The 12,465-nt window shown below is 63.3% G+C and carries 5 protein-coding genes; 2 read left to right on the plus strand and 3 right to left on the minus strand.

Features of this window, described 5'->3' with window-relative positions:
- Positions 1-74: 74 nt before the first annotated feature.
- The 3 genes from SJ05684_RS00910 to SJ05684_RS00920 all read right to left on the minus strand — a co-directional run bounded on the left by SJ05684_RS00910 (position 75) and on the right by SJ05684_RS00920 (position 9,992).
- Complete coding sequence (locus SJ05684_RS00910; protein ID WP_034851667.1) at positions 75-878, minus strand: SDR family oxidoreductase; 804 nt, start codon at positions 876-878, stop codon at positions 75-77.
- A gap of 112 nt (positions 879-990) precedes the next feature.
- Complete coding sequence (locus SJ05684_RS00915; RefSeq protein ID WP_034851669.1) at positions 991-2,406, minus strand: aminotransferase class I/II-fold pyridoxal phosphate-dependent enzyme; 1,416 nt, start codon at positions 2,404-2,406, stop codon at positions 991-993.
- Positions 2,407-2,480: 74 nt separating this feature from the next.
- Positions 2,481-9,992, minus strand: coding sequence for a type I polyketide synthase (locus SJ05684_RS00920; protein ID WP_034851675.1), 7,512 nt, complete (start codon positions 9,990-9,992; stop codon positions 2,481-2,483).
- A 405-nt stretch (positions 9,993-10,397) separates the two neighbouring features.
- Here SJ05684_RS00920 and SJ05684_RS00925 point away from each other — a divergent pair, with 405 nt between their 5' ends.
- On the plus strand, positions 10,398-11,585 hold the full coding sequence (locus SJ05684_RS00925) for a polysaccharide biosynthesis/export family protein (protein ID WP_034851678.1): 1,188 nt from the start codon (positions 10,398-10,400) through the stop codon (positions 11,583-11,585).
- A gap of 177 nt (positions 11,586-11,762) precedes the next feature.
- Positions 11,763-12,362: a bifunctional nicotinamidase/pyrazinamidase gene (gene pncA, locus SJ05684_RS00930; RefSeq protein WP_034851679.1), complete on the plus strand. Its 600-nt coding sequence runs from the start codon at positions 11,763-11,765 to the stop codon at positions 12,360-12,362.
- The last annotated feature ends 103 nt before the right edge of the window (positions 12,363-12,465 follow it).

Raw genomic sequence — 12,465 nt, forward strand, 5'->3', positions numbered from 1 at the left:
TGCCTCGGCAGCAGGGCTCTTCGACACTTAAATCCTAATACCGGCAGGGACAAGCCGCGCATGTTTTTCGACGATCACCGTCCACGACTGCGTGCGATCACTCTGTCGAACCACCAATTGAGAAGCGGCCGAACGGCCGGACCAAAGCGGCCGAGCAGTAAGAGCGTGAAGCCGAAATAAATCTCGAACCGCCCCCGCGCGACGCCTTCAACAATTCTCTTCGCAACGGCTTCGGCACTCCAGGGGCGGACCGCGCCCATGACGACGGCTGCCTCTGGCGGGCGCAGTTCGAGCTCCCGCTCGAATTGCGGGGTCTCGGTGTCCGGCGGAAAGGTTACCGTTACCTGAACGCCGTGGCAGCGCGCTTCGGCGCGCAAGGCTTGCGCAAAGCCGTGAAGGGCGAATTTCGATGCGCAATAGCCGGAGTAACCATAGATGCCGATGAGACCTGCGCCGGAGGATATCATGACGATCTGTCCCTTTCGGCGCCGAACCATCTCCGGATAGACGGCGCGCACCGCATTGACGGTTCCGGAGAAGTTCGTCTCCCATTGCCGCCGGAAGGACAGGCTGGGCGTGGCTTCGAACGGCGCCGGCTCGACGATGCCGGCCGAGGTCACGAGTATGTCGCAGGGGCCTCCCGCCTCGACGCAACGGGAGATCGCCGTACTCACCTCGTCCTCGTTTGCCACATCGGCCGTTTCGATGCGGATGTCTTCGGCGCTCATCCCGTGCTTCGAGACGAGCTTTAGCGCCGCCTGCTCAAGCAGAACGCGCGAGCGGGCAATGAGAGAGAGCCGTGCGCCGCGGGCGCCATAGAGGGACGCGAGTGCCAGGCCTATGCCGCTCGAGCCGCCGGTGATGATCACATGAGTCATGCGGAAATCCCGCTTACGGCCGCAGTCGGCGGCTTGGTCGTGTTAACGTCCCGGAACGGATGGGGGACTGAAAACCCATCCCAGAACCGGTGCACACCTTGGACGATATGCTTTAGCGCGCCGAGATCGCCTTCAGCATCTGTTCGATATCGACCCCGCCAAGGCCGAAATTGCGTTCGGTGAGGTCGTTAAGGCGTTCTGCGGTTAGGGTGACCGTGCGGCGGATCTGCTCCTCGGTGTGTTCGCTGGTGATGAAGAAGCGCAGGCGCGCCAAGCCTTCCGGAACGGCGGGATGGATGATCGGCAGGACGTTGATGCCTTCGGCAAGCAGGTCGTTCGAAAGCTGCACCGCCCGCAACGAATCACCGACGATTACCGGCACGACCGAATAGCCACCGCTCAGCCCGGTATCGAGTCCCGCGTCCCTTGCAAGTTTCAGAAACAGGCCGCCGTTCCGCCGCAGTGCCGCGGTGCGCTCCGGTTCGCGTTCCAGTATGTCGAGGCTGGCGACCGCCGCTGCGCCGAGGACGGGCGCAAGACCGACGCTGTAGACGAAGCCCCCGGCGGACGCCTTGAGCACGGCGGCGAGCGCCGCGCTGCCGGCGATATAGCCGCCGCAGCTCGACGTCGTTTTCGATAGCGTTCCCATCCAGATATCGACCTCGTGCGGGTCGACACCGAAATGTTCGGCGAGGCCCTTACCCCTGTCTCCAAGTACGCCCAGCGAATGGGCTTCGTCGACCATCAGCCAGAAGCCATATTCCGCCCTGAGCTTGAGCAGTGCCGGCAGGTTGGCAATATCGCCATCCATCGAATAGATGCCCTCGACGATCACCATGATGTGGCGGTAGTCACCGGCAACCGTGCGCAGCACATGCTCGAGATCCGCCGTATCGTTATGTTTGAACAGCCGGCGGGTGGCGCCCGAAAGCTTGATGCCGGCAAGGGCGCTGTTGTGGATGAATTCGTCATGGATGACGAGGTCCTTCGGGCCCATGAGACAGCCGATGGCTGCCACGTTGGTCAGATAGCCGCTGACGAAGCAGACGGCGGCATCGACGCCGTAGAAGCGCGCGATCCTCTCCTCGAGCTCGACATGGACAGGCCGCTCACCGGCGACAAGCCGGCTCGCCGAGGCGGAAATTCCGAACGTGCCGATCGTCTCACGCGCCCGATCCAGCACATGGACATGCTTGTTCAGCCCAAGGTAGTCGTAGGAGGCGAAATTGATCAGCGTACGGCCGTCGATCACCGTCGTCGCGCCGGCCGCCGTCTGATGCGGGCGGTAGAACGGGTTGGCGATACCGAGTTGTTCACTCGCGAACTTCTGCGCCATCACCTGCTTATATTCGGCCAAGTCCTCGAAGCGGGCCTGCTGACGACGGGGCGCGGGCGGCAAATCCCGCTCCGACCGCGCCATCCGGTTCCGCTCGGACGATTGGTGGGTGTTCCTCATTCTGTCCAGCAGGTTCTCCTTGAGACTGCTGTTCATCTTTGAGAAGGTCGGACCGTTTCCGTCGTTGCTCATTGGCTCCGTGCTTTTCCCCGGCTGCCGTTCTCGTCCTTGAACCGGGCGTTTTCAACGACGAGAACATGCAGAGATTAAATCGACCTTTGCGCGTCTGACAGGGCGCGCGGCGCCGCGGTCGCTCCATGATGCCGTTGCGTCAGCTCGGTAACGAGCTTGTCGTCGGCGCCTTCGCCCTCGCTGCCCTGGTCGCGCTTGCTTACCTTTTCATAGAGCTTGCGCGCTACATCGCCGACGGTCGTATTGTCGGCGACGCCGCTCAAGGGCATGTCGAAGCCGGTGTTCTGCTGGAAGCTGATGCCGAGTTCCACAGCCATCAGGCTGTCGAGACCGATCTCCTTGAGGATCTTGCCTCGCGTCACCGTGTCCTTCGACACACGCAGGATGGCCGCGATTTCTCCCGCTACCAGATCGAACAGGATGTCTTCGGCCTCCTGTGGCGACTTGCCCTCGATCATCGCGACGAGGTCCATCGTCGTGCCCTCGGCACCGGAGGAATGCTGATCGGCACTGCGCAGGATAACTTCGAAGAGCGAATTGCGGGCAACCGGCAGATTGCGCGCCGCCGCCCAGTCGATCTCCGAAATCATTACGACGCCGGCATCGATGGTCCCCGGATCCGCGGCGAGATGGCTTGCAACCATGTCGAGCGCCATCTGGGCCTTGAGCGCCGTCTTGCCGATGCGCTTGGCGAGCAGATCGTTGACGTCGGCGTTCTGCGTCAGATAGCCGGCATCCGCGATCGCGCCGAAGCCGACGGCCAGGCCCGCGAGACCCTCCGCACGTCGCGCTCGGGCCAGACCTTCGAGATAGCCGTTGGCGGCGACGTAGTTCGCCTGGCCCGGATTGCCGACCAATGTGGTCGCCGAGGAGAACAGGATGAAATTGTCGAGCTGGTCTCTGCGAGTCAAGCGGTCGAGGATCGCCGCGCCCTTGGCCTTCGTATCGATCACGGCTCGGTTGCGTTCGCGGTTGAGATTGCTGATCAGCGCGTCATCGAGCACCATCGCGGCATGGACGACGGAGCGCAACGGCGCTTGCGTGCGGAGCGTTGCCAGGAGCGCTTCGACGGCTGCGGCGTCCGTCACGTCGCAGGCGTGAAGCGAGGCGGACACGCCCGCTTTGTCCCAGCGCGATAGCATCGCGGTGGTCTCCGCATCGGGCTGACCGCGGCGGGAGCAGAGGGCGACCTTGCGGGCGCCCTTCTCGACGAGCCAATTTGCCGCCATCAGGCCAAAGCCGCCGATGCCGCCGACGACGAGATGAACGCCGTTCGGATCGACCTTCATGCCGGCGTGCGGCCTTGCCGTGACCTCGTGCTTGCCGGAAACCGGCGGCAGCACGACGATCTTGCCGATGTGACCGGCGTTCTGCATCAGCCGGAAGGCATTGCCGATCTCATCGAAGTCGAAGGCGCGGTATGGTAGCGGTGCCAGTTTGCCTTCATCGAAGAGCGCGCCGATTTCCGTGAAGATGCGCTTCGTCAGGCCGGGCTGGTTGACCAGAAGCTGATCCGCATCGATGCCGAAATAGCTGATATTGCGACGGAACGGCCTAAGGCCGATCTTGCTGTCGGCGTAGTAGTCGCGCTTGCCGAGCTCAAGGAAGCGGCCAAAGGGCTTGACGAGCGCGAGGCTCTGCTCCATGGCCTCGGCGAAAAGCGAGTTGAGGACGAGGTCCACGCCTTCGCCGCCGGTCACGGCCCGAACGTCATTGACAAAGCCGAGCGAGCGGGAATCGAAGACGTGATCCGCGCCGAGCATCTTCAGGAAGCGCCGCTTTTCCCGGGTTCCGGCCGTCGCGATGACCGTAGCGCCGTTCAGTTTTGCCACTTGGAGTGCGGCGAGGCCGACACCGCCGGCAGCGCCGTGGATCAGGATGGTTTCTCCCGCCCGGATGCGGCCGAGCTCGACCATGGCGTAATAGGCCGTGAGGAACGCTACGGGCAGGGTGGCGGCTGCCACCGGGCTGATCGTCTGCGGCAGTTTGGCAACGCCGGCGCGCGAGACCACCGCATGGGTCGAGAAGGCGGAGGAGGCGATCGCCATCACGGCATCGCCGACGACGAGGTCGTCGACGCCTTCGCCGACCTCGACCACATGGCCGGAAAGCTCCATGCCGATCGTCGCTCCGGCAAACCCGTCTTCGAGCGCTTCCTCGGGCAGGAGGCCCATGGCCCACATCACGTCGCGGAAATTGAGGCCCGTCGCGGCGACGGCAACGGCGATCTCTCCCGGTCCGGCCCGCGGCACGTCGGTTTCCTCCCAGGCGATGCTGCCGACCTGGGAACTGACCCGCTGGCGAATGGTTGCCGCGGCAAAGCTGCGCGTCTTGCCTTCAATCCCGCCGACGGGGCCGGGCACTGCCCGGATCTCAGAGAAGAGGCCGGAGCCGCGATCGAGCAGCCATTCGTGATTGGAACTCTCGATCGTCAGGAGCGGCAGCGCGGAGGCGAGCATTGCTTCCGCTTCGGTCTCGTCGCCGAAATCGAGCGAATGGACGTCGAGGAACTCGTATTCATTCTCAAGCACGCGGACAAAGGTCCACAAACCTGAATTCACGCCGGAGTTTGCCGGCGCGGAAACCGGCGCGCCCCCAGGCGCAACGAGCACGAGGCGGGGACGCTCGTCCGCGGTGCCCTCTCCGATGTGCTGGCGCAAGGCTTCGGCGAAGGCACTGAGCGCCAACACCTGCGTCTGCAGCAAGTCGGAATCCTCATCACCGTCGCGACCGTTGGCCGGAGAGACGAGCACCGCGCGAACCGCTTTTTCTCCAAAGGCGGCGAAGGCGCTGCGAAGCTTGACTGTGTCCGTCGCCATGTCGCCCGCTAGCGAAACACGGATGGCTTCGGCTGACGCCGCCACTGACCGCCCCCTTGCCGTTTCGAGCAGCAGATAGGGAATGGCGCCGGCGGCGGTTCCTTCCGCCCGCTGGCCTGCCGCCCCGCGGGCTTCGATGAGGATGGTGTTGCCGTGCGGCCATTCGCGCTCGGCGACCGTGACCTCGCGCAGTTTGAGATCGCCCAGGCATTTCTGCCAATGCGGCACGGCCGCAAGCTTGCCGATCGGAAATTCCGCCGTCTGGCTGCGCGCAAACCAGCCATCGGAGAGGCCGAGGGCAAAGTCGCGGAAGATCGACGGCGCGCTGACGGCTGCGACAAGGGCACCGTTTTCCCGTAGCATCGACCCGAGTGCGCCGCGCACGTCGATCTCCTCTTCGATCAGTTCGTAGAGGCTGTCGGAGGCGCTGACGGCAAGGTCGAAGGGTGCAAGGGCGGAAAATTCACTCTTCTCGAGAATCCGCACATGCGCGTCCTGCTCGAAGGTGATCTCTAGATTACGCTGGGCGTTGTCGCGCGGTTCTACCACGCAAAGGCTTGCTCCATGCCGGGCCGCGAGGTCCGCGAGCCGACGCGTGAAGCCTGCGGAAACGCTGCCGAATTCGACGATTCGCAAGCGGCTGCCCTTCGGCTGCCAAGCCAGCGCACGCTCCACCGCGATGAGCACCTGTTCCATGCGCGACCGGCTTGCCGGAGAATGGACGGCCTGATGGTCGAGGGTAGCCTCGCTGATGAAGGCGCCGTTAAAGGCCGGCGCTTCGCCGTCGATGCGCCCGCAGAGCAGTGCGTCGAGGCGGCTGAGCGCCTCCCGATAAGAATTGTTGATCAGCACCGCTTCGACGGCACGATCCGGGCGCTCGTCGTAAAGCTCGCCGAGAATTTCTTCGACCGTCGGAAGCGTGAACTCCGTGGAGACCTGCCAGAGACCGTTCCGGTGTTCGCAGAGTCCTGCATCTTCGAGCGCATAGAGGCAACTCGTGAGGAAGCTTTGGAACGCAAGGTCGCCAGGCAATGCATCGCCCGCGATCGTGCCCTTGCCGGCTGCGAGCCTCAGGGCGATCTCCTGGCAGGCGCGATAGATAGCGGCATTGAAGAGCAGCGTCGCATTGTCGAGGCCGCTCTCGGCGCCATCCGGCTCCGTCAGCTTTGGCGGCATCGAGGAGAGGGGCTTCCTGTCCGGTAGCGTCGTGTCGGACAGCACCGCCTCATAGTGGAAGGAAAGGTCGCCGAGCGACTTGTGCTTGCGCAGATAGGTGCGGCGGAAACGGCAGTCTTCGAAGTGCGCGATCGCCGCGCCCTGCTCGTCGAAGAAATGGAATCGTGCCTTGATCGAATTGGCGCTGACGCGCTCGATTTCGATCGTCGCACGGGCGATCGGCCGGCCCGAATTGACGACCCTCACCGAGCCGAAGCGCACCGGGATATAGGGCGCACCGCCCCTGTCGCCGGTGAAGCGGTCGAAGAGCGCCACCAGTCCATGGAAGGTCGCGTCGATAGAGATCGGATTGAGCGCATAGGTGACCAGCGGATGGCCCGGCTTTGCCGGTGCGTTCAATTCCACGTCTATCAGCCGGTCGCCATAGGCGACGGCCTTGGCGAGCAATTGGAAGCGCGAGCCGTAGTCGAGCCCGAACTGCCTTGCCGTTTCATAGGCTTTTGCCGGGGTTACGATTCCTGTTTTTGCCATGCCTGCGAAGGACGGCAAGCCCGCATTTGCGCCCGGTATGGGCTTGCGACTCCTGGCGACGGCATGCACCGCCCAATCGTCCTCGGACAGGCGCTCGCGCGAGCGAATTTCGATGTCGCCGGTCTCCGGCGACAGGACCGTCGAGAGTTCCATGATGCGGCTGTCGCTGAGCTCGAGCGGCCGCACGATCTCCAGGTTGGTGATCTCTACCTCGTCGCTGCCGTAAAATTGCTGCGCGGCCGAGACCGCCACTTCGATAAAGCCGCTGCCCGGCAGGATTGCCTTGCCGTCCACGACGTGCTCGGCGAGGTCCGGATAGAGATGCGCATCGATGTGGTTTTTCCAGCTGCCGCTGTTCGGGTCGGCACGCCAGCCGGACAGGCGGTATGGCCGGCCGGAGCGGCCGAAGAGGTCCGTCGCGTCGCTGGTCGCTTGTGGGCGCAGTTCCACCGGCTCGAAGGGCAGGCGCGGCAGTTCGACGAAGGCGTCGCGCTTGCCGTAGACGCGGGGACGGTCGACGGCCGCACCATGCGCGATGGCGCGTGCCATCGAGGCAGAGATCGGGTCATGTCCCGGCTCCCCCACATCGCGAAGCAAGGTCGGCACCACGGTTGCCGGAAGCGCAGCCTGCTTGACCGTCTCCTTGACGTAGGAGGAGAGGATCGGCCGGGGTGAGATTTCGACGAACAGACGGCAGCCGAGCTCGAGCGCGGCTTCAGCCGCCGCCTGGAAGCGGACCGGCTCGCGGACGTTCTTCCACCAATAGTCCGGGTCGAGTTCGGTGCCGTCGAGGGCGCTGCCGGTGACTGTAGAAAGATAGGTCAGTTCGGTGCGGCGCGGGGCAATGTCCGGGATATCGGCGAGGAAGGCTTCTTTCGCCTGGTCGATGATCGGGTGGTGGAAAGGATAGTTGATGTCAAGGATCTGGACCGGGATCTTCGCCTTGCGCGCGGCGTCGCGGAAGGCGGTGACCTCGTGTGCCGGTCCAGAGATCGTGACCGAATTGTGCGCGTTGACGGCAGCGACGCACACCGCGTTCAGGCCGCGCGCCTGCGCGAAGGCATTGGCCGCCTCCTCGCCGAGCATCACGGCAGCCATCGTGCCGTGGCCCGCGAGGCCGTCCTGGTGCAGCGAGCGCTTGGCCACGATCGCCACGGCGTCGACGAGCGACAGCGCGCCGGCGGCGTAAGCGGCTGCGATCTCGCCGACCGAGTGGCCGAAGACGGCCGCTGGCTTGATGCCCATCGCCACGAGCGAATCGGAAAGGGCCGCCTGGATCGCGAAGAGCAGCGGCTGCGCGACCTTTGTATCCGGAAGTTTCTTGTCGAGCGCCGGATCCGTCAGCAGATCCGTCAGCGCGATGTCGGAATGGAAGCGGAAGAGAGCACTGATGGAAGTGAAGGATTGCCGGAAGTGCAGGTTTTCCCGAAAGGCCTCGACGCCCATGCCGGCCCATTGCGAGCCGTTACCGGAAAAGACGAAGGCGATCGGCGCGATCTTGACCGGCGCCTCGCCGATTTCGCCGATCCCGGAGCCCGGCTTGTCGAGATGGCTGGCAATGGCCCGGACGATGTCTTCGGGACCGTCGCTGCGCGCAACGAAACGATGGCGCATATGGGAGCGGTTCGCGCCCGAGGCGGCGATGATCGCGCGGGCCTTCTCCTTCGAGGCGCCGGCGAACGCGGCCTTGAAGTCCTTGAGCAGGGACTCGAGGCTCGTCTGGGTGTGAGCGCTGGCTAGAAACACATGCCCGGTGGGCGCGGCCGCAGCCTTCTGTTCCGGCTGCGCGTCCGGATCGCTGATGACGACATGCGCATTTGCACCGCCAAAACCGAAGGAATTGATGCCCGCGAGCCGCGTGCGCTTGCCCTTCAGAAGCTCGATCGGATTGGCCGTGACGCGTACATTGAGCCCGTCGAAATCGATGTGCTCGTTCGGGGTGTCGAAATGCAGCGAGGCCGGCAGGTAATTGTGTTCGAGCGCCAGGACGGCCTTCATCATGCCGAAGAGGCCGGACGCCGGCTCGGTATGGCCGATATTCGATTTGATCGAGCCGATCGGAACTGGGGCGCTGCGCTTCGCACCGATGACGGTGCCGATGGACCAGACTTCCGCCGGATCGCCGACCTTGGTACCCGTCCCATGTCCCTCGACGAAGGCCACCTGATTGGCATCGATGCCGTTGCCCTCGTAGATGGCCCTGAGCAGGTTTGCCTGCGCCTCGCGCGACGGCAGCGAAATGCCGTTGGTGCGGCCGGCGGAGTTGACGCCGGTCGCGACGATTTTCGCATAACTCCTGTCCCTCTCCCGTCGGGCCCGGTCCGAACGGCGCAGGATGAAGACGACGCCGCCTTCGGCGCGTACATAGCCTGCCCCATCATTGTCATAGGCTCGGCAGAGCCCTTCGGGCGACAGCATGCGCGCCTGCGCGAAGCCGACGAAGGGAAGCGGATGGGCCAGCACATTGACCCCGCCGACGATCGCCGTGTCGATCTCGCCGGCATTAAGCGCCCGCATCGCCTGGTCGAGCGCCACCAGCGAGGAGGAACAGGCGGTATCGACCGTCATGCTCGGCCCGCTCAACCCGAAGACGTGGGAAATACGGTTGGAGACGATCGAAAGCGTGTTGCCGGTCATGAAATAGGGTCCGGCGGCGGCCGGGTCCTCGACCGTCAGGTTCGCGTGGTCGAGGCTTGAGGCGCCGACATAGACGCCAACATTCTCGCCATGCAGCGAGGCAACCGAGATGTTTGCGTCTTCGAGCGCGCGCCAGGCAAGCTGCAACAGGACGCGCTGCTGCGGGTCCATATACATGGCCTCGCGCTGCGACATGCCGAACACGGCAGGATCGAAATCATAGATTCGATCGAGGACGCCGGCGGCGAATGTATAGGTCTTGCCCTGCGTCCCGATGCTGGGATGCCAGAATCTCGCCAGGTCCCATCGGTCTTCAGGGACCCTGGACACGGTGCACATGCCGTGACGGAGAATCTCGAATAGCGCCTCTGGCGATTGTGCTCCAGGAGCCAGGCATGCACGCCCAATGATTTCAACTGTCATGTACGATCGAACGCTCTGAACTGTCGTTAAAATTGTTTCAGCCCATTGCAACGTCGAACGCAGATTGCAATGGAAGATTCTCTCCTTGGGTGAAACTTTCCCGTTTTGAACCCTCTACTGTATTAGCGAGCTTTTAACCGATAGAGCCTAGCTTTCAAGCCCGAAGGCTTAGATATCCCTCGCGCAATGTCCATCCAACACAAATAAGACGACAGTCTGTAACCGAGTTTGCCCGGGGTATGACCGTAAAGGCGCAGTGCCGAATAATTTGGCTGCCATGGCAGCGGGTGACTTGTTGTGAGACGGCGATTGTGCTTTTCAGGGACCGGCGGATTGCCTGACGGGAAAGATGCGGCGCAGAAACATGAACGGAATCATGGCTGTGCTGAATACTGGAGTATCGTAGTGAAGCGAGTGACTGCCCTTCTGATCTGTACCGCACTTGCGGGATGTCAGGCCGTACCGGGAGAGGGGCCTCTAACGACTGATATCGTTGCGGAAGCGGGCCAGTCCGGAGCGGAGATCGGCAGGAAGAATGCCACCGTTTTCGATATAGTCGACGTCGATGGACAATCCGCGCGGCTCGTTTCCGACTATGTGGCGACGACGCTCAGCCGTCGCTTCGGAATCGGCGGCGGCGTCGGCCAGGTCGTCATCGGCGTCGGCGATCAGTTGAAGGTCACGATCTTCGAGGCGGGCAGCGACGGCCTGTTTTCCACAACGGAATCGAAGCAGACGAGCATCGATCTCGTCGTCCAGCCCGACGGGAAGGCTGCCATTCCCTATGTCGGCTCGGTCCGGTTCGCCGGCCTGACGCTCGAGCAGGCACGCCAGGCCATTCTCGAGGCGCTCAGGCAGAAAGCGGTGGAGCCGGACGTCATCGTGACGAGCACATCGACGGCCTCGCGCATCGTCACGGTCTCGGGTGCTGTCGGTCGTCCGTCGGTCGTGCCGCTCAACCTCGTCAGCGAGACCATCAACGAGGTGATCGCCAAGGCGGGCGGGCCCTCAGCGCAGCCTTACGAGACTTATGTCACGCTCGTGCGCGGCAAGAAGACCGGAACGGTGCTTCTGAAGTCGATCATCGAAAGCCCGTCGGAGAATATTCACGTCAAACCCGGCGACCAGATCTTCGTGACGCGCGATCCGCGCACCTTCACGATCCTCGGGCAGGTGCGGCTGAACAAGCGAGTCGAGTTCGGCTCCAACGACCTGAACCTGCTGGAGGCCGTTGCGCTTGGTGGCGGCGGTTCCGACCGGACGGTCGATGCGAAGGGCTACTTCGTCTTCCGTTACGAGGAGCCGGACATCGTCATGAGCCTGCTTGGCCAGGAGCGGTTCCATGTCATGCTCAAGAAGGGCATGAGACCCGACAGCGTCGGCCGCTACCCGATCGTCTATCGCTTCGACATGACGAATCCCGACAGCCTGATCGTCGGCCAGACGTTCCCGATCAAGAACCGCGACGTGATCTACGCCTCGCGCCATCCCTCGGTCGACATCACGAAATTCATGGACTTCGTCGCGCGACCGATCGGTATTGCCAATTCCGGCGTCAACATCGCCGACAATATCAACGATTTCGGCAACTGATAGCGAGCGCCTGGCTGGAGCCGGTGAACGCATCGCATAGGAAACGAATTCAATTCGCGGCCGATCATCCGCCGCGCCGTGAACATGCTTGCCGCCTCCTGCGTTCTATGATTGACCTTGCGTCTTAATCGATTTGCTGATCGCGTACACGGATTCGCCGGATCGAAGGAGGGACCCATGGCCGAAGACGCTTTGATCGTCATTGATATGCAGAACGACTTCTGCCCGGGCGGCGCCCTTGCGGTCGATAACGGCGACGAGATTGTGCCAGTGGTGAACCGCCTGATCGAACAGGCACCACACGTCGTCCTGACGCAGGACTGGCACCCGCCGGGTCATTCGAGCTTCGCCTCCCGCCATCCCGGCAGGGCGCCCTTCGAGACGATCATCATGCCCTATGGCGATCAGACGCTCTGGCCGGATCATTGCGTGCAGGGCAGCGCCGGTGCCGATTTCCATCCCGGGCTGCGGTGGATTTCGGCGGAGTTGATCGTGCGCAAGGGCTTCCGCACCGAAATCGACAGCTATTCCGCGTTTTTCGAGAACGATCACAAAACTCCGACGGGCCTTGCGGGCTATCTCCGCGAGCGCGGCATCACCAGCGTGCGGCTTTGCGGTCTCGCGACCGATTTCTGCGTCGCCTTTTCCGCGCTCGATGCTGTCGCGCAGGGCTTTTCGACATCGGTCGTACTTGACGCCTGCCGCGGCATCGACCTGAACGGCTCGCTTGCGGCGATGACGAAGCGCATGCGCGAGGCGGGCGTGCAAATCGTCTGACGTTAGCCGTGCCGGAACGGCGAGGCGGGCGTTTACCGTTCCTTGACCTGCGTCCGCTCTGACTGACACGAATCGATCACTTGCGTCGGCGAACTGGTGATCC

It is taken from the genome of Sinorhizobium sojae CCBAU 05684, from assembly GCF_002288525.1.
GTDB classification, from domain to species: domain Bacteria; phylum Pseudomonadota; class Alphaproteobacteria; order Rhizobiales; family Rhizobiaceae; genus Sinorhizobium; species Sinorhizobium sojae.

Bases quoted from the DNA above. Each gene is read 5' to 3' on its own strand.
- SJ05684_RS00915 (WP_034851669.1), bottom strand. From the start codon at position 2,406: ATGAGCAACGACGGAAACGGTCCGACCTTCTCAAAGATGAACAGCAGT.
- SJ05684_RS00910 (WP_034851667.1), bottom strand. From the start codon at position 878: ATGACTCATGTGATCATCACCGGCGGCTCGAGCGGCATAGGCCTGGCA.
- pncA (WP_034851679.1), top strand. From the start codon at position 11,763: ATGGCCGAAGACGCTTTGATCGTCATTGATATGCAGAACGACTTCTGC.
- SJ05684_RS00920 (WP_034851675.1), bottom strand. From the start codon at position 9,992: ATGACAGTTGAAATCATTGGGCGTGCATGCCTGGCTCCTGGAGCACAA.